The sequence below is a fragment of the Legionella quinlivanii genome (assembly GCF_003265995.1).
Taxonomy (GTDB): Bacteria; Pseudomonadota; Gammaproteobacteria; order Legionellales; family Legionellaceae; genus Legionella_C; species Legionella_C quinlivanii_A.
In genome coordinates, this window is the sequence record NZ_MVJN01000005.1 from 118,699 (window position 1) to 138,815 (window position 20,117).

Sequence of the window (20,117 nt, forward strand, 5' to 3'; positions counted from 1 at the left end):
CGTATAGCCATTACTTGATATTAGTTTGCTCTTTCAGCCCTTCTTCAATGATCGAAAGTCCGATTTCCAAATCGCTCAATTGAGTAGTCAATGGCATCAACAGGCGAATTACATTCCCATAGGTTCCGCAGCCAAGCACCACCAATCCACGTTCCAGGCAAAAGCGTGCCAAACGGGCAGTCGCCTCCTTGTCAGGCAATTTGCCCTCTCTATCCTTTACCAGTTCAATGGCCCGCATAACACCCAGGCCGCGAACATCCCCGACAATAGGGTATTTTTCTTTAAACTCTTCGAGTCTTTGTTCAAGTACCGCAGCGAGAGCGGCCACATTAGACAGGATATTACCCTCTTCGAACAACTTAAACACCTCAAGCGCTGCAGCGCAGCTTAAGGGATTTCCTCCAAAGGTTCCCCCTAAACTTCCCTCCATGGCGGCATCCATTATTTCAGCCCGCCCGGTTACCGCGGCAATAACGGTTCCGCCGCCCAAGCCCTTGGCGGTGATCGTGAGATCAGCAGCCGCCACGCCCAAGGTGTCCATCGCGAACAGATTACCAGTTCGTCCAAATCCTGACTGAATTTCATCTGCAATTAAAATGATCTGGTTTGCTGTGCAGAATTCGCGAAGTTTTTTAAGATAGGATGCAGGAAACCGAAGAAAGCCTCCCTCGCCAAGGACAGGCTCAAGAATAACCGCTGCCACATTCTCCAGGCCTACACGAAAATTGACCAATTCCACAAAGTCCTCAAAGGCTTCTTTTGCGCAATCCTGCCCACACCAGCGATATTCATAGGGAAAAGGAGCACGATGAACCTCAGAGAGGAAGGGGCCAAATCCATGCTTGTAAGGTTTATTTTTTGACGTCAGCGCCATCGCCATATAGGTGCGTCCATGATAGGCATGATCAAAACAAATGATGGCTTGCTTTCCGCTATAAGCGCGGGCAATTTTGACCGCATTTTCAACGGCTTCCGCGCCAGAATTCAAAAGTAAGGACTTTTTCTTAAACTCACCCGGTACATGGTGATTCAGTTTCTCACAAACCCTGATATATCCCTCATAAGGAAGGATATTAAAACTGGTATGCATGAATTTTTCTGCTTGCCCTTTGACGGCATTCACAAGGGAATCAGGGCAATGGCCAGTGTTGACTACTCCAATTCCAGAAGAGAAGTCCAGAAACACATTGCCATCAACATCTTCAACAAAAGAGCCTTTTGCCCTTTCCACAAAAACAGGCGTTGCGTGAAAGGGTCCACGTGCGACATGCTCACGGCGCTCTTCCATTAATTGCAGCGATCTCGGACCAGGAATTGCCGTTTTAATTCGAATTTCTTTCATTCATACCATCCAATGGGGGTTTCATCGAGATTAATATTGACTTGCTTCACTTCAAGATAACTTTCAATGCCATACAATCCCAGCTCGCGTCCGGAGCCGCTTTGCTTATAACCACCCCAGGGCATTTCATTATAGGTCGGGTGGTAATGATTAACCCATAAGATCCCGGCCCGCAATTGCGATGTGACTCGATGCGCTCTCGTCAGATTGTTGGTCCAGACAGCGGCAGCCAGGCCATAATTTGTATCGTTAGCAATCTGAATGGCCTCTTCTTCTGTATCAAAGGGAATCACCACGAGAACCGGGCCAAAAATCTCCTCTTTGGCGATACGCATATTGGGTTTTACGTCATCAAAAATGGTAGGCTCGAGAAAATTCCCTTTTGCAAACTCCTGAGCCTGCGGTCTTTTCCCGCCACAAAGAAGTTTTGCACCTTCCTCTATACCGATCTGAATATAGTTTTCCACTTTCTGCCGGTGTGCGCTGGATACCAGAGGCCCCATTTTAACGCCAGCACTTAGACCATGTCCGAGTTTAATATTGGGAATTTTTTTCAGCATTCCTTCAAGCAATGCCTTGTGAATAGAACGCTCTACTATCAAACGGGAACCGGCGGAGCACACTTCTCCCTGATTGGCAAAAGCACCAAACAGAGCACCGTCAATAGCCATTTCAAGATCACAGTCCGCAAACACGATATTGGGATTTTTTCCTCCCAGCTCCAGAGAGATTTTCTTCAGGTTTCCGGTTGCCGCCTGCATAATTTTCCTGCCGGTTGCAGTTCCACCAGTAAATGCGATTTTATCGACCAGGGGATTGCTGCTTAGCTCTTCACCTACCCCCGCTCCGGGTCCGGTTATCAGATTGACAACGCCAGGGGGAAACCCACATTGATCAATTAGTTCAAATAATTCCAGAGCGGTTATTGGAGTTAATTCCGAGGGTTTCAGTATCACGGTGTTCCCCGCCGCTAAAGCGGGAGCCAGTTTCCATGCGGCCATTAGCAAAGGAAAATTCCAGGGGATAATTTGTCCGCATACGCCAATTGGTTCGCGCACTACATAGCTGAATGAATTGGCAGGAACCGACATGGTTTCGCCATGAATTTTGGTGGTGAGCCCGGCATAGAACTCAAAACAGTTAGCCGCATCGGCTACATCGTATTCCGCTTCCGCCAGTGGTTTTCCGCAATTCTGGGTTTCAAGCTCAGCCAGTCTCCCGGCATTATCTCGAATTAAATCAGCTAGCTTAAATAAAAGTTTACCGCGATCCAGAGCGGATACTTTTCGCCATTCACTGTTATCAAAGGCTTCGCGCGCAGCCTCAATGGCCAGCTGAGCATCTTCTTTCGTGCTTTCCGGCACTTTTGCAATTAAATCACCATTACCGGGATCAATAATATCGCGGGTTGCTCCCTTTTTTGCCTGGGTAAACTCCCCATTGATATACATTCTATAGGTTTTCATTTTTAAGCCCCATCTTTCAGTCCATTTGTTTATGGCAAGCATTAACTTAACTTTACTGTTTTTATTCAAGTATATTACATCGAACTCAAATTATTTTAGAATCAAAAATAATATATTTGTTTAAATTTTGTTAATTTTAGCTTAATATTACCCCCTTTGAATGAATGATAATTAAGAGGTTGTCTGTATGCGCCTTACGCCGTTACACGAGTATCATATTTTAATGGCTATGATTGAATTTGCTAAACAATGCTGTTCTCCAGAAGAAATAACAAGCCTTATCGACAAATCAGAAATAAAAAACATGTTGCTGCTCATGCAAAATTCTGAGAAACATAATGAGCTTTTCAAAAGTCAAACGGTGCGCACTAAGCGTATTTTATTCGCCCTGCTTTATCAGATTTTTCAAATCTCACCGGAGATTCTCGATTTCGGAACTTTTTTCACGGATAAAAACCTGCAAAAAGTGCTTAAGGGAAAATCGACAAAAGAATCTACTAAAGAAAGTACTGACCTAATCCAGAAATATGTAAATACCAGACTGGGAGAAGCCACTGGCCTAACCCATAGCCAAACGAGCGAACCAGGCTCTCCAAGAGGACAGTTTACAACACCGTTCACGCTTTATAATTCATGCCCCAAATCGCCTCCTTTGTCGCATAGAACAGGGGCAAACCAAGAGAAAAATAGTATTGAATTGCTTTCCAGGAAGGGATTCACCACCATCGAAGACTTTTTTGAGGGTTTATTTTCCATCGATAAGAAAAAAACTGCCGAGTTTATTTTAAATTTAGCGCGCAGAAAAGATAAAGTATTTACACAGGCCTTTGAAATATTTCAACATGCTGAGGGACAAACTCGCCAAATTTCAGAAATTCTGGCTGATCAACTGTCAGATGATGAAATGTTGATTGTATATAAGCACTTATTGAGATATGAAGAATTAATGACATGGTGCCGCGGGAATAACTTACTTATCCAATTGCTTCAGCTGCGATTAGGCAAAGAAGAGCACGCAGGATTTAAACAATTTATTCTGGAGCAGACTTCTACTTTGACCTCGTTTTTCAGAAACTTAAACATCAATGAAAAGACTTATTCTGTCGGAAGAGCAGATTTTCAGGCAACCCCAGGTGCCATTGAGTCTCTGCAGCAGCAATTTAAAATAGTGATGGAAAACATACTTTCTCCCTCTCGATTCCCACCAGTAATTCAGAAATTTTTAAAATTGGCTTATTTCGATCTCCGCCAGAAGGATTCTGATCTGGCAAACAGCCAGCGAATTTTTCTGGCCTTCATTTTATTGCGTTTTATTAATCCGGTTATCTTTAGGGAAAAGATGAGTACGGATAATTCATCTCTGAAAATGTATCTGAGTATTCTTTATAATGCGATCCAGTCAATTTCCTCACCAAGTTCGGATAAAGAGCCCATTCAAGGGGAGCGCAATGTGCAAATTGAAGTGTTTGATCCGGTTACTCGTGATGAAAATTATAGACAAATGATATATCAGCAGATCTTCACAGCTCTTCAACTGGAAACAGCCGCTCAGACTCAGGAGCTTTTAACAAATCCCGCCGAGCAAGCTGGAACAGAGAATCATAGTCTTGAGCTATTGGGTAAATTAGTCGATGATTTTTTTGGTTTAAAACTTAAAGAGAATGGCCATATTGAACCTCGTTCAGAAGGCAGGCGCAAAGCCCAATCGATTTTCAAGACCTTGCCAGCCATTTTACCTGAAGACTCAGGTACGGCCCCTACGAGTTCCATGTAAAACGCAATAAGCTGTATCATTCTATATATCTATGGAGCAAGTCATGGATACCGCGAGCAAGCCCATAGGTATATCCCATCACCCCTATTCCCTGCGGCTTGTCCGCAGGGTCCAGTGCTTCTCTATGAGATTCCTGGATCCCTCGGACAAGCCGAGGGACGTAGCAGCCAGGGGCAGACTGGGTTTTCCCTCACACCGCTACGTTCCCCGCTTTATGCGGGGAATCCAGTTGATCTATGAGACTCCTGGATCTCTCGGACAAGCCGAGCGACGTAGAGAGTGGGGGTTAAAGCCTAATGAATACTTTAGGCAAATACCTTGTTGATCGAAAGGCTCACCGCTTGTGTACTCAAACGCTGGCTTGTATTAAACGATAGAAGCCCGCCATTGAAGCCCTCGTTTATTTCCGGAGTGAACGATATCACATGGTTTTGTTTATACGTCTCTGTTTTTGAGTAGGTGTAATTGAGCATTAAAAACCAGGAGGGATTCAGAAAATACGCAATTCCCGCCTGAACAGCTCCACCCCAGAGCCATTTCTCATCAGAAAAGCCGTTTAAATTACCAATATAATAACCTGACTGCGTATCTGAGCTCCTGTATACGCTATGCTCAACTTTCTGCAAGGAAGGCCCCGCGCCTAAATAAAGTACGCTATTTTTAAATGAATGGCCTATCAAAGCCGGCAGCATCCATTGATTATCCATTTTGGTTTTAAAACCTTCCACCCGAAGCTCATTGCTCACCGCTTCGACAGGATTAAAAAAATGAATTGATGCCGCGTTATGAGTCACATCTAACCTTGAATGCTGATAGACCAGCTCAAGCCCCCACAACCAGCCGCTGTTATTTAATGCTCCGAAATAACCCACCTGAGTCATAGGAATCAGTTTATCCTCTGATTCAGAATAGCTGTTCCTTGCTCCTGAATAGATTCCCAGTGGCGGAAAACCACTATCTACATTTAATAGAGCCGAGTCACTGGATTTGACTCGCAAGGCATCATAAGCTCCGCCGATGCCGATGAACAATCCGCCTGGACCCGGCGCTGCAACATCACCCATGCTGCCTGCAATCGCTGTCGGAATAAAAAGAGTTAATGCCAACAGGCTAATACCATTGTACTTCATATCAATCGCCGCCTTAGTAGTAACAGTTATTCAAGTTGTCATTGGGACAATTACAGGTTCCAGAGAAGGTTATATGCCCATTTACAATCGATTGCACCGTACTGGTACAGGAGGGGGTTCCTCTGATGGTGATTGTCGAACCGGGAAATACCAGATATTGAGGCCAGGTCGAATCCGTGGGTCCTGGTTGTCCGGTACTGCTTGCCGTAATGGTCGAAACCGCTCCTGTGGAAGGATTGGTTCCACGGATGATAAGCGTATAGGGGTGGGCAAACCCTACGATAGTTAAAAGGCTGCCGCTGGAAAAGCCCTGACAGCCCTTGTTCGCTACCATGCTGTTGACCGGCACCAGACCAGCCGCTTTCTGGAAACAGTTTGAATCAAAAAGCCCGTAATGCCCTTCGGCTGAAGTACTGCCTTTATTAGGCTCGTCATAGGCTTCAAATGCCAGAACGGCAATTGGATAACCGGAAAAGGCGACAAAATTTGCAGCACTCGCCTGATAAAGAGCCTGATAATAAGTTACTGCATTGGCCACGCTGGGAAGACAAGGTCCAGGAGAGTTACAGGCGTATTCGCCAGTAGAACCAGCCGTTGCCCAGCCTGTTTCAGCAGACATCAGTACTCTTCCCGGCGTGTAAAAGGGCTGCTGTGCGGCTGCCGGTAAAGCCGGAGGATTGGCGGAACCTACTACCCGCAGATAATCCCATGCTAATGAGTTCTGTAGTTGGTTCTGAGTGCTCAATGGCGGTGTCCACACAGCATTCGCCGGAGGAACTCCCCATTGAAAGGGATAGGGATCAAAGGCCAGCGGGGCTGCTGGCGAATAGCTATTGACCAGGGCTATCATATCATTTGTAATTTGCACACTGGGAGTAACGAGATTGCCGCTTATCAAAGCCGAGCTGACCGGAGTGCTCAGGCCTGCCGCGGCCAGAGTAGACTGCAGCGCCGCTACCGCAGACGTCAGATAAGTGACATTGGATGTCACTGGATTGTTACAAGGGGGGATAACATTTCCTGCCTCACAATAATTCTCGTGGCCTGCGAATACCAGAATCACTGTATCATTGAAAACCGCCTGCCCTACTCGCGCAATCACCGCATTCAGGGTTGCCTGCGCACAGGGAATGTATCCCTGACCTGCTGAGGGAATTGGACATCCATTTACCGGTGAATCAGCAGGCTGTTGCGGAATCACCGCTTCATAAATAACTTTCATCCCCAGAGCATTTGCCTGCTTGATAATTTCAGCCCAGGAGTACACCGTAGTCTGATAAGAACGAACCGTATAAAATCCTGCTTCTCGTAATTGCAGCAGTTCAGCATAGACATTACTGACCGGAGCACCCGTTGCATCGTTACCGACAATAAATACGTCATGATTATTCTGAGCCACATTACCGGCATAATGATTAGGCTGATAATCAACCCCTACCAGATGATTAAAATTATAAGCCGCGTGGCTTGAAGCGGAATAAAGCAGAAAAAATCCTGCAAATTTCTTTAGTGCAGACAGCATTGTGATCATCCCTGTACTGAATAAAAACTTAAAGGCGCTGTACTTTAACACGAAAATTCGTAAAAAATACAATAAGATTTCGTTGTTTAGCTTTCAAACGTGAATGCATAAAAGCGCAGATGAGGAGTAAGCGCCTTAATGGTCACAATACCTTCCTGAGATTTCTGATGATTAAGCAGCTGATAAAGCCTGGCTTCGGAGATAACAATTTCCGATTTCTGCTGCTGATTATCAATGACTTCAATCTTTCCCCTTTGCTTTGAAGAATTCTCAACCACCAGGAATACTTTTTTTGCTTGATAGTGCAAGGTCAGTTGGCTGGTTGCATCATTATTTTCAATATATTGCGGAGTCATTTGCCAATAACCAGTCAACTGCCAGAAATGCAGAGGGAGGACTCCTGCGCTGCTTTTTCGGTCGGCTCTGGCAGAACCGAGATAGGTTTCCGGTGTCTGATTTGCAGCGATGGGTACGTTAAATTGTGATGCTTCTTTTTTATTAAGACCTAAAAGATAACGGATATTATTTTCAATTACATCATATTCACCTTCACCGAAGTTAATATATACCACTTCCCCTTGCTGATTAATCAGGTAATGAGCAGGCCAATAATGATTATTGAAATTTTGCCAGGTCAATAACTGATTGTCTAAAGCGACTGGATACGTTAATCCAAATTTTCTGACCGCCTCTTTGACGTTATTAAACTGCTGTTCAAACCCAAACTCCGGCGCATGAATACCGATAACAACCAATCCCTCTTTGTTATACTTTTGATACCAGTTTTCTATATAGGGTAAGGTCCGTATGCAATTGATACAGGAATAGGTCCAGAAATCCACTAAAACGACCTTTCCTTTCAGCGATTCGAAAGTCAATGCGGGAGAATTTATCCAATGACTTATCCCCACTATCTGTGGTGTCGGATACGACACTGGCAAGCCATTTATTAATTCATTTTTTGTTATCTGTCCAGAAGCGCTTTCTCCATTGACAGAAGTCCATTGACCGATATTAATTCCGAATAAACCCAATAAAGCGAAGCTGATAACCAGTACGCCCATGCTGCGCTTGATTAGAAGACTATGACGATTAATTGCCTTAAGATGATGACTGAAATATCGGCCAAAATAGCCGACCAATAGTAAAGGAATTGCGGTGCCAATACTAAATGCCACAATCGTCAAAACAGCTTGCCAGTTTGTTTGTGCCTGGATGATCTGAACCAGGGCGATCGCTAAAATAGGACCCGCACAGGGCGTCCATATTAATCCCAATAAACTACCAATCACAAAGGCGCCGCCAGGCTGCTCCAAGAACCGTGCTTTGCTGAGCTGCTGCGCCTGATTCGCTAATCGGTTAGTGTAACGGGCGAATTGCTTTTCCAGGATGGGTACAAGCATGATAAATCCCAGTATAAGCAGCAGTAAATATGCAAACCACTGGATTTGATCCAGATGAACGCCTGTTGCAAACAACAATTGCCTTGAAAGCAGAGAGAAGAAACTGAAGCTTAAAATGAAACCGGAAACAATTTGCAGGGGACGAAATTTTCCACCTGTAAGAGAGGCAGCAAACATGAAGGGCAGGATCGGCAAAATGCAGGGAGAAAAAGCAAGTCCTACCCCTTCAAAAAATGCGAGTGTGGTTTGGATAAGATTCATTTTAAAATCGTAACTCCCCAGGTACGTCATCCGAGCCTGGCGAAGGATCTCAAACTGACGTTAGACGATTTGATTGAATTAAAATCGAATGTTAATTGCTTAAATCCTTTTCGCAATTTAGCAAGCGATTTTCTAATTATAGACAGTTACTCTGATATTTGTAGCGCACAGACAGGAGCCCCATTTCGGGGCCATCCTGAGCTGATTTCCCAATTAATATTGCTTGAAAAATTCCAATTGCTCCTTCAAGACAAAAGACGCTGCTTCGGTATGATCCTGGGTATCACTGACCGATTTAATGAATACAGAATCACTTAATTTGCGAAACGCTTCATAGGCAATTTCCGACCCATGATAAGGAACATCCTTATCCCCTTTTGTACCTATGAGCAGTAAGGGTGCAGTTGGCGTGAAATCATAATGATTAAACAGCTGTTTAAGGTTTTCGGAGTTCGTATCCCGTTGATTAAGAATTGCATCAAAAAATGCCGGCTGAAGAAGCTTTGCCGGATCCTTGGGCAGGGCATCCAGAATTTCCTCGTTGCCGTGTTTACCATCAAATAATTCAGGAACGAGGGTATTGTAAGGAGGGATAAAAATGTCGTCCAGACTCGCCCAGTAATGTTTATAGTAATGTAGGGAATAAAAGAAATAAGCCATATACGCACTGGCTCGCGGGCCTGGCTCTAAAAGAATAAAGCGTATTGTTTCTTCCCAGTCATAAGGTGCTGAGCCCAAGGCAACCGCGGTAATTGGCAAATGGCTATACTCTTTTGCCAAAAGCTCAAACATCACCAGCGTTGAAAACCCGCCTTCAGAATAGCCGGTCAGGTAGAGCTTGTCATTGAGAGAATAATTCAGCTTAGCCGCTAATTGCTTCGCAGCTAACAACATATCTACACTGCTCCCTGCCAGCGTTTCGGGCTGTACGTAGGGATGAAGCGGCAGCTCATTATCCCCCAGTCCAAGATAATCCGGCATTACGGTCATGTAGCCGCCATGACTGCCGAAAGCCGCGAGAATCATATAGCTTTTTTCCATGCTTCGCGAAGGAACATCATCACGATTAAAACGTGTACCATGCTGATAGCTGACGACACTCACCGCTTTATCGGTAACTATGGGCATTGCCACCAGACCAGAGGCGATCGTTATCCTGCCATCCGGGTCGAGGGTTTTATAATGGATTGAGTACAGATTCAGATCGTAATCAGCCTCAAGTGTATCAAGAGGTACTGTTTTCTGCAGCACTAAACGGGCTGCACTCTGAGGAAACATTCCCAGATACAGATGATCCACAAGCTGACCTTTTTCCGTATCCTGGATACTGGCGTTGCCATGGAAGCTCAAGATACAGAGAATTACACCCAACATCCTTTTTGCCCACTGCCTTGGTGACATTGCTAATCCTTTTAGAAAAAAGGCAAATGATGGCATTTTCATCTTTGGAAATCAAAGGTTATGAAAATCAATGATAGGTAAAAAGCGAAATGTCGGGCGAAGCGCCCATAGCCGTCAGGCTAAGAAGTAATGTTATCCCCTCTCCACCGCGCGCAGCGTGGGGGAGAGGGTAGGGTGAGGGGATTAAAAAATTTATCACGTTAGTGATTCCATTTTGTTGTGGCAATAAACCCTAATCACAGAAATATGATTAATGAATCGCTACGCGACCTTGTTTATAGCCCCCTCTCCCTAACCCTCTCCCCCGCTGCGCGCGGTGGAGAGGGGATCAGATATTCTTAGCCTGACGGCCATGGGCGAAGCGCCCGACCTACAATCAGCTCATCCAAAAATTGGTAAACACTCTACGCGCATCATCCACAGTCTCTTGCATGCCCCGGAAGAATGTTCCAGCCATCTCACGGAAGCTCATGTGCTGATAAGCACCTTCAAGCAGGCTTTTGGCAAACGTGCGGTTAATACTGGGTATAATCCGGTAAAATATTGTTTTTAACTCGTCAACACTTAACTCTTTCTGAAAATCCTGCAGAGCTAGCAAAGCTTTATTCATGCGAACAAAATGTCGAGTTGGATGACCGGTCTGGAGCGCCATATTAATATGTTTTTCAAACAAGATATTTACAGATTGACCCGTTTTTACAAAGAGCGGGAGTTCTTTGACTAAAGCGGCGAGTGATTCAATTTCAAGTGGGCTCAATGTTTGTAAACTCATTTCACCAAAATCATATAAGCCAAGTTCTATACGATTTCCCTCAATGATAATACGCAATTGATTGCCATGCCGGTCACAATCATATTGCCCGCCGCTTAAGATTAAAGTTAACTCCTTTTCCATAACCGCTAAAGCAATGGCTTTGCGAATCGCTTTCTCTTCAGCGGTATTAGCTGGTAAATCATTGTATTCCACACCCGGCATGCGGCTTAGTACGCGGTAACCTGGACCACTGGATAAACTCTCGGCGGTTTTGAAAACCACTTTATATACTGTGTTACCCACTTTTTTATCCAGGGAGACATTATTATATAACTCATGAGCTCTCTTATGCTGCACATCGCCCGTGAGGTGATCAAGCTCACAATGCGACATTGCTTCCGCTTCCTGGATAATATTCAAAAAAGACTGTTTTGCTTCAATTACCTTTGGATGTTGGCAATGAAGAATGGTTTTTGCTAATTGTTGAAAGCCTTTTTCCGCCTCTTCTCTGGCATTGTCTCTCAATAATAACAATACCTGCTGCTCCCCTGTCTGTGTAGTCAGCTCCAAAGCCAGATTATAGGAAGCAGAGCCTAACAATCTGCCGATACTGGCAATGGATTGTCTTTGTTCAGGGGTTAATACCGTTTTAATCAGGCGCCAGAGATGCCAGCGGTAGGGCGGATTGGCTCGCCCTTTCACATGGGAAAGATCCTGTTTCATGCCTAACGGGGTATCAGGATGGGAGTGAATCGCCTGAGCCAGTTTAATATACGCTGGTCCCAAATGTTCGCACAGGGTCGCAATTTTACGGCCGATCGAATAAGCCTCATGGCATTCATTGCTGGTAACGAGTAAACCAGCAAGCAGATATTGACGCTCATATTTATTAGCCACATGTAAATAGGCGCTTAATAAGTTCAAGGCGATTCCGGCTTCTGGGTCTGTATCGGCATCAGGAAATAGTTTGCTCGATATATAGTTCAAACCCTCCTGATAAGCGTTTTTACGGGAATCCTCATCCATCTCATCCTCGATGGTAATTATTACTCCATCAAGCACCACTGCCCGTTCCTGTATTCGTAAATCCCAAAACAGATTATAAATATAAGTCAGGGGAAAATATAAATCCTCAAGGGAATCGTTGTCCTTGAAACCAAAATTTTCCAAAAACGTAGCTTTTCGGGGGTGGTTGGCGACATAACTCATAAATCGCTGGGTAGAATCCTCGCTAAAAGGCGAGGAGATAAATTCAAGCACTTCCAATTTGTCCTGGCTATTGGAAATAAATGTCTTGAACGCATCTAACACGTAACTATAGTGAGTGCTGTGTTCTTTCAGCTGATGCTGATTCACTGTTGGCTCAAGCAGGTTTTCAATATGCACACAAATGTCATGCTGCGCTTCAATCTTATCAGCCAATCTATCAAAAAAATAAACGACATCGGTCCGATGAAAACTGGCATGAAACTGAGTCAATAGATTTGTGATAGCATAAGCATAGGTAACAGAACCCTGGTCTTTGCCATAGTGTTGAACCAGTCTTTTCACGAGCTCATCGATTAGCTTTTTAAATAAGCCGCGATCTTGCAGTGGAGTCAATTGTTTGTGCTTATCTAAAAAAGAAGCCAGATAGAAAAAAGCATCTTCAAATGAAGTTATCTGCTGAATTCTGGTTAAAATCAAATGACCGAAGTCGGCTCTGAATTGCAGATTTGGAAAAGCCAACAATTGATCAAGAATGCGATACAAATTAATACACTGTTCAATCGTTAATTGGCACTCATCAATAGAAGCCCATCTTATCCCAGAAAAGAAACTACTTTTTTTGGAATAGAAGAAAACCGCTGAATCCAAGGAGCTGAAAAAAAAGATGAGATCCTGATAAGTATCATCAGAAAAAATAGAGCGTACCCCTGAATTGTTGAAGTGGCTTTCAAATAAAGGACCCGCCTTGACATAACTTCTTTTAGAAATGAATACATTGATTAAATTAAACAGGTTAATTTTATAGGAATCATTGTTAAACCCAAGCATCTTAAACAATAATTCCTGTTGAGTGATATCAAAGAAATCCAATAGCCCTTCCATTTCAATCGATGAAAACAGGTAGTGGTACGCTATGATAAATTGAGTATATATTGAATCCTCATCAAATTCGCTAAAGTTAACTAGTTTCTGAAAACAGAACTCATCCTGACTTAAAAAAAACTGTCGCACAATGGCCTGCTGTTGCTTATTTCCCGTGGCGAGTTTGGATAAATAAGTGAGTAAAACCAGAGCACCTGGCGTATTTCCTGAGTCATGGTATCCAAAATTTTTAAAATGAGGCAGGTTAATTTGAATAAAAAGCGCGAGATCCTGAATTTCACCATTTTGCAACATGCTGCAATCCAGTTGTAATGGATTAATATCGCTATATTTTTCATCCACAAAATAAGGATAAATACTAAATACTGCTCCGCTAAAATAATTTGACTTGCCCACTGGACGAGGGATAACCTCGTCGAAACTCGCCTGGTAAGTACCAGCCCAAAGTTCAGGGATTTGAATCAGCTTATCCCGGGGGATGAATTGATACAGTAAAATCTCCTTAGTAACCCCCATAATCCATAAACTTTTCCAGAGCTGAATAGCTTGCGCTTGCTCATTGCATAAAATCCAGTTTAGATGTCTTTCATACTCTTTCGCATCATTAAACGCAGGCCACGCAATTAATTGACCTATATCTGAATAAAAAGGGTCTAAATTGTGAAAATTAGCATTTGGTTGATAATGTCTGTCATTATAAAAATTACAATGGCCATGACTCACGATTTTAGGATAAGTTTCCAAAATAACCTGATGAGCAGATTGAGCTTGCTCAAATGTTGTCGCTTGTTTAAAAGCTAACATGGCTTTATACATGGTATAAAAATAGCCATAAGGAAAAAGTATTGGTTTCTTAACCGATTGATGAGCGCCGCATGCAGATTTATAAAGATAGGAAAAGCTCGATATCTCAAGATCATGGGCTTGTTTTAATAAACGGTGAAGCTTTTCTTCACTTTCCGGTAGAGTGTTTAATAGCTGGCAAAACTCCTTTAACCGAGAACTCGGCACTCCTGTTTTTTCAAAAGGAATTAACTCGTATGCTAAAGAAGGTAATTGCGCAATTAAATAATCATATTTATCTTTAATTGTTCCTGTGTCGGGAAATTCAGAATAATAAACATCTTGTTTAAGAGACTTAATGAATCCAGCGGTCTCATCACTGAGCCCACTACGAACCAAGTCAGCACTATCATTACTTTTCTTTGAAGACTGGGCGAGTGAGGTACGGAAGAGTTTAAGACGCTCCTGAAACATAAATCTATCTGGCCTGGAGTATTCTTTGTAGCCATAGCAGCCTGGATGCCAATTGAAATTGTCCGCTGACTGATATCTTTTACAAAATTGAGGAGCCTTCTGCATATACTCAATAAGCACATCAGGATTAGCGCAGACAACACTGGCTTTCTGATCAAAACTGGCCAGTTCACCAGCGGTACAGAACCTGAATTGATAATTCGTTTGTTCAATATAGATAAGCTCATGCGCGACAGCAAAAACAAGTTGATTATAATCAAAATCCAGCTGAAGCAAGTACTGTTTATGAATAGCAATAATGGGTTGCTTAAACCCGTGACAAGTAAACACCGGGGCATTGCCTGAGTGAGCAATGGCTAAACAGACCTTTCTTGAATACCGTTCAGCCCCTGCATTGTCTAGTAATTGCTGGGCAAAGGGCAGTAATACTGAATGGTCATCAATGATTGTCAGATCATATTCTCTGGCAATTCTATCCTGCAGATCAGGCGCATTTAATGCGCCTGTAATACGTAGATATTCCTTCGTATGATCCTGATACTGGGCGGTTGAATTACTGTGATCTGTTTTCTCATATTTTTGAAAAATAACTTGCTCGGATTGATTAGCGAAATCTCTTGCCTTCTGCTTTCTGACTGGATCTCTGATCTCGGTATTTACCCCTTTTCGAAGCAGAGCTTCCACGCGATGCATATTATGATAGACCGTTTCAATCATTAATGCGGTATACCCCTGGTAGGTCGCATTCCTGTCAGCACGATCAATAAAATAATTAAACGCTTTATCCGAGCATGCTTTCATCGACAGGTAGGCTAAAACGGCGGCATTGGCTGGATGGTTTAATGAGGCCCCGTTTTTTTCCAGTAATGCTACTGTATCGAATTGCTCGAGTGCTGCTGCAACCATTAGAGGACTGACAGCAGCTTCATCGACCTGATTAATATCAGCACCCTCTCGAACCAATCGCTCAATCAAAGCGAGCTGATGATGAATAATTGCAAGAATAAGGGGGGTAAAACTTTCCCTATTAAAAGGCCAGGTTTGATTAATATCATAGCCATGATCAATCAGCAATTTGATAATAGGCAAATCAGGTTGATTGGTATCACAGGCTATAAACAAAGCCTTGCCGTTATCATCAACAACGCCCTTTTGTAACAGGGCTTTTACCTGATTTACATTCTTAGTTTTAATGGCCTGAATTAAGTCCTTTTGACGCTCAAGAACCAGTCCTAACTGAGCAGGGTTTTGGCAAAGGGTTTGAATTAATGCATCTGATTTAAAGCGGCTGATTTCTTTTTTATCTATCCATTGAGAGGCAGTCTGATACACTGTTGGAACAGGTTTTAAATGATCATCTTTCGTTTTTATCCTGATGACTGTTTCACTAATCTGCTCCGATTCAACGGTAACGACAGGACAAATTTCCATGGATTCAAGACGGACACCTAGCGTGCGAAGTAATACCGTATTTAAATAGTCTTTATCCAATGCCTCAACCGGGGCTGTAATCGTCTGATAATAACTGGTGCTTGTACTGGTGGTTCGTCTTTTTTTTGAAATCAGAATGTTTTTATCGCTTTCAACCAAAAGATAAGCGCTGCGTTTTTTATCGTTTATAGCGGGGTTTGTTAATTGCGATCCTTCACCAGGCTGTAAGCTATTTTCACTCAATGGCTTAAGCAGCTCAACAGCACGATTATTGTAGACTTGCCGGGCAACAGCTAACAGTGAAGGCTGTCTATTAATTACCTCCACTGAAGAATAACAACCCAGATCAAGCAGCCATGTTAAAACCTGGGCATTATTTTTCTCAATCGCCGTTTTTAACCAACCATACTTCTGTTCAGCTGTTGCCTGCTCAATATGATGAGGATTAAAGCCTTTCGCATTTAAATAATCAATCATATCTTTGGCAATCAGCTCAGGCTTATCAACAATAAACTGCAAAAAATCTGCAGCAAAATTATTCACTTCATAGCCATACTGAATAAATAAATCCAGCATGTATTTATCCGCTTGGCTGACAGCGATAATTATCGCCTGTTTCAGTTGTTCTGGACGATATAAACGCTTTATCTGCCTGTCATTTTTCTCAATTAAACCGGTCTTTAACATACACTCTACAACGGCATGGAGTTTTTTTAGTACCGCATGCTGTAACAGGGTATTGCCTCCATAAACCAATTGGGTATTTGCACCCTGCTCTATTAACAAATTGCAAAGAGGTATCAAGTGTGCATAGCCTTTTAAGAGAAGAGCAGCAAGGAAGGTCAGCCCTTCACCCAAATTAAGATCAAAGGGCACACCTTCTTCAATCAATTTCTTAGCCGCATTGACATCCCGATCTTTAAAAATCGCTTCAGAAAGCAGTTTTACTTTGGGATCCTCAAGTTCTTTGATTGGTGCAAAGGGTTTAACCTCAATACGTTTATCATTTAAATCAATACGCGAGGGCAGCAAAGCTTCAAAGTTCGATGAACTATAGATGACATGAATAAATGGCTCAATCGATTTAAATGTTTGATCATTCAGGCAAACCTGACGGTAAGTGCCCCCCACCAGCCTTAATTCCAGAATGATATTGAATGCCAGAAATGGCATTAATTCAGCACCCGTTATTACTTCATCAGCGATGGCCACCTCGCGCATAAACTGCCTGCCATCTTTTCTTAAATAATGGTAGCGCTTTTTATTATCATCACTAACAACGCCAGGGTGATTGCTCACATAGTGAATTGTTCGCTCTGTATCATAAATTTGGGAGCGTATACCCTCTGTTTGAGTAGATAAAAGGTAATTAGACCAGTGCGAACTGATCCATAATCCAGTTAATTTATCACTTGCCTGGCTTTTTTTCAGAAAGGGGCGCAGAGGAATGCGAATTTCATGCCCTTCAGTTTGATTTAAAAAATCAGCCGCAGGGCCATTTGGCCCAGTCAGGGTGCCAAACACATTATCTGTTTTTCCAGAAAGTGTGTCCGTATGAGAGGTTGTGTTATTATGTGAATCAACATTTCGCTTATCAACCGATTTCAAAACATTCCCATCAGCCTGAATAAGGGGATACGATCTGGTTACATGTTTGATAGTCCATTCAAACTGATTCAGTAGATAATCATAAAGTCCTTTTTCCTCATTTAGAAGTAAATGCACTTTAGTGTATTCCTGCTCCTGCGGCGTCAAACCATGGCCGGCTCTTAATTCGTCTTTCAGTTTTTCCAAACTGTTCTTTGAACTTTCTAAAGGTGAAATGCGGGTTATTTTTCTAGTGAGGGAATGTGATCGTTTCGCAAAAAAACTGCGCTGCAAAACAGTTACCGCGTGCGTTAATTCGGGGGAAGCCTTGATGCGAACGGCCTCCCTGATTGTTGCCAGCTGTTCGCTGGCGGCATCAGCTTGCTGTTGTTTGGCAATAACAAGAAAAGGCATTTTGACTGCACTTTCCAATAAGCGGATGGTCTTTGCGATATCCTCTACCGCCTGCGCTTTTAAATCACGCCGGGGGATAACCCGTTCAGGGCTATTATTATGTAAAAAATAAGGGGTTCCGGTCACTTCACAGCTTGCTCTGGCGTACTCTAAAATAATATCGCTTATCGCATCAATGCTGCCATTTTCAAGCATTGACTTTAAGTTGGTTTTATTGGCTTCAGCAATTCTCCCTTTATCAGGAAAACAACGTACAAGATCAGTATGATGGCTCAAATGCAGGCAATTTTTTGCCAGCTGTAACTTTTCCACTTGCTGTTCACCAGCAAAGGCAAGCGCCAGTTGCTGCTCTCTTCCTTCAAAAGACTGGTAAGTAAACTCAACACAATAGGCGATGGTTTGAACGAGGCGTTCGTTAAAGCCAACCGCTAAGGCAATCGCTTTAAATAACTCTGCTGAACGGGACTGATTACTGGAATCTTCAGCACCGCTTCGCTCATTGGTTCGCCCTGCCCTTAATAGAAAAGCCGCCAAGTGCAATAGTTCTCCCTCTTCAAGGGTCAACTCGGCTACCGCTTGCTGGTAGTGCTCCATCCCTTGACTTTTAACCAGCTCAAGAAAAAAACCCAGGTTTGTGTATTGTCTGGCCGCATGGGCGCTATCATGATTGGGATGATAAATAATAGTGTTATTACTGCGAATCTTGTCGTCCGGGATATCAGCATAAGGCTGGTTAATTACCTGTTTAACAAGCATTTGATAAAATGCGAACTTATGATTCTGATCTAACCAATACGATTGAAAATTCGGCTCTATGTCGAGCTGAATCTGAAATGAATTGCCTAAACTGGAACAAGAATCAAAAGTGAATTGCATAGAATATCGCCTCACCAATACACGATGCGCATATTTTATACAAAACTGGTAGAAAAAGGTACTACTCTATCAGATATGCCGAGTATTCATGTAAAAGACTTTCAGCCGAATACGCAGCCGTTCGTAGAGTTGAGCGGAAAGGATTTTGTCTTGAAATTGGAGCAAGATGATATTAATTTAAAGTTTTTTGCAGGAATTTACATTCGTTTTAGCGAACTACCTGCAAAAAAGAGAAACTTTATAAATCAATGTCCAGAGTGCAATTTTCTACACTAAGTTCCCCGTCTCTGAATTTTGTTAAATACGAGGTAACATTGCCATCAAATGCCGGGTTTAATCTAAACCGAATCACCAGTGTATTATCGCCTTCTTTGACCAGTCCGGTGTTTGATTTGCTATCATTGATTTGAGTAAAAAGGTAAGAATATTTAGCATATCCATCATCACGAGCCACCAAAATATTTTCAGATTCTGCCCGGATCTGACATACCGCTTTATACTGCACTCCACTCAGTGCATATCCAAGCTGAACTGGCGTTTGCTTCGGAGCTTTTTCAATAGCTGCGGCATACACTGTGCCGGCCACTGAAAAAGTTAAACTTGAAATTAAAAGTACGCTTTTTAAAAACAATTTTCTGCCCTCATTTGGTTTGGAATTTATCCAAGTGTTTAATTGATGCTCGATTGTACAAAGAAGGCCAATTATTGTCAAACATGGAACATTTGAAAACAGGTAAATTTTATCCCGCCACAATTGATCAGCAATTAAACACCATCTATGCTAATGAAGTAAGCCTTCTCGTTTGGAGAGATCCATGTCCAAAAAACACCATTCAAAAGAATCTAAAAAGCTGGCAGATAAGCAACTGGAAAAATTATCGGGCGGCGCCTCTGGCAGTAGAAGTAAAACCCATACTCCAAGCGGTCTGCACAGAAGAAGTAAGAAATAGAAGAGCCTGGCAATTAATCAGCAAGTACGAGCCGCTACTTCGCCAGTATCAGGCCTGGGGATTAAATTAATTAAAATCTTGGCGCCCAGACTACATCAAAATGCAGCATGGGCAGAGTAATCTTTTAGCGTGGCGAGGGAGACTATAGACTGGAAACCACTGCGATAATTAACACCAGCAACCCCAGTGTGCGGCGAAAATAATTCACTCCACCGGTTATTTCCAGCCAGGCCCATGTAAAAATAAAACCAAATCGCAGCATGCTCCAAAGATGATGAACTTCTGGTTGATTGCTGCTCCAAAGGTAATCCAATACTGCGAATACAAACCACAGGATTAACGGCCAATTAGGGAACTGAAATATTACAATCCGATTTTGCTTGTCTCTAAAAAAATCAAGAAATTTATACATGTCTACACTCTTACTTAATGCAATTCACAAAATAAATGAACCCGCT

General features: G+C 42.9%; 11 protein-coding genes. 2 read left to right on the top strand and 9 right to left on the bottom strand.

The window, feature by feature from the left end; genetic code table 11:
- Positions 1–10: 10 nt before the first annotated feature.
- Together B1207_RS07435 and B1207_RS07440 are read right to left on the bottom strand one after the other, a co-directional pair.
- Positions 11–1,342: an aspartate aminotransferase family protein gene (locus B1207_RS07435; RefSeq protein ID WP_112219363.1), complete on the bottom strand. Its 1,332-nt coding sequence runs from the start codon at positions 1,340–1,342 to the stop codon at positions 11–13.
- The gene (locus tag B1207_RS07440; protein WP_112219534.1) at positions 1,339–2,808 is read right to left on the bottom strand and encodes an aldehyde dehydrogenase family protein; all 1,470 of its coding nucleotides are present in this window, start codon (positions 2,806–2,808) and stop codon (positions 1,339–1,341) included. Before B1207_RS07440 ends, B1207_RS07435 begins: the two co-directional genes overlap by 4 nt.
- Before the next feature lie 187 nt (positions 2,809–2,995).
- Here B1207_RS07440 and B1207_RS07445 point away from each other — a divergent pair, with 187 nt between their 5' ends.
- A complete protein-coding gene (locus B1207_RS07445) occupies positions 2,996–4,582 on the top strand; it encodes a hypothetical protein (RefSeq protein ID WP_112219364.1) in 1,587 nt (528 codons plus the stop codon).
- Between the two features lie 305 nt (positions 4,583–4,887).
- Here B1207_RS07445 and B1207_RS07450 read toward each other — a convergent pair whose 3' ends face one another.
- The 6 genes from B1207_RS07450 to B1207_RS07475 all read right to left on the bottom strand — a co-directional run bounded on the left by B1207_RS07450 (position 4,888) and on the right by B1207_RS07475 (position 19,340).
- Positions 4,888–5,712 carry an outer membrane protein gene (locus B1207_RS07450; protein ID WP_253255804.1) on the bottom strand — a complete coding sequence of 275 codons (825 nt, stop codon included), beginning with the start codon at positions 5,710–5,712 and terminating at the stop codon, positions 4,888–4,890.
- 13 nt (positions 5,713–5,725) lie between these two features.
- Positions 5,726–7,234, bottom strand: coding sequence for a glycosyl hydrolase family 17 protein (locus tag B1207_RS07455; RefSeq protein ID WP_253255805.1), 1,509 nt, complete (start codon positions 7,232–7,234; stop codon positions 5,726–5,728).
- Between the two features lie 86 nt (positions 7,235–7,320).
- Positions 7,321–8,898 carry a cytochrome c biogenesis protein CcdA gene (locus tag B1207_RS07460; protein WP_172458187.1) on the bottom strand — a complete coding sequence of 526 codons (1,578 nt, stop codon included), beginning with the start codon at positions 8,896–8,898 and terminating at the stop codon, positions 7,321–7,323.
- Positions 8,899–9,111: 213 nt separating this feature from the next.
- Positions 9,112–10,299, bottom strand: coding sequence for an alpha/beta hydrolase family protein (locus B1207_RS07465; protein WP_112219367.1), 1,188 nt, complete (start codon positions 10,297–10,299; stop codon positions 9,112–9,114).
- Between the two features lie 376 nt (positions 10,300–10,675).
- Positions 10,676–18,589, bottom strand: a complete 7,914-nt coding sequence (locus B1207_RS07470) for a SidE phosphodiesterase domain-containing protein (RefSeq protein ID WP_172458189.1) — start codon at positions 18,587–18,589, stop codon at positions 10,676–10,678.
- A gap of 358 nt (positions 18,590–18,947) precedes the next feature.
- A complete protein-coding gene (locus B1207_RS07475) occupies positions 18,948–19,340 on the bottom strand; it encodes a hypothetical protein (protein ID WP_146740040.1) in 393 nt (130 codons plus the stop codon).
- 83 nt (positions 19,341–19,423) lie between these two features.
- On the opposite strand from B1207_RS07475, the gene B1207_RS07480 reads away from it, so the two are divergent.
- Positions 19,424–19,729 carry a hypothetical protein gene (locus B1207_RS07480; RefSeq protein ID WP_112219370.1) on the top strand — a complete coding sequence of 102 codons (306 nt, stop codon included), beginning with the start codon at positions 19,424–19,426 and terminating at the stop codon, positions 19,727–19,729.
- 72 nt (positions 19,730–19,801) lie between these two features.
- On the opposite strand, the gene B1207_RS07485 is transcribed toward B1207_RS07480, so the two are convergent.
- Positions 19,802–20,071: a hypothetical protein gene (locus tag B1207_RS07485; RefSeq protein WP_112219371.1), complete on the bottom strand. Its 270-nt coding sequence runs from the start codon at positions 20,069–20,071 to the stop codon at positions 19,802–19,804.
- Positions 20,072–20,117 lie beyond the last annotated feature (46 nt).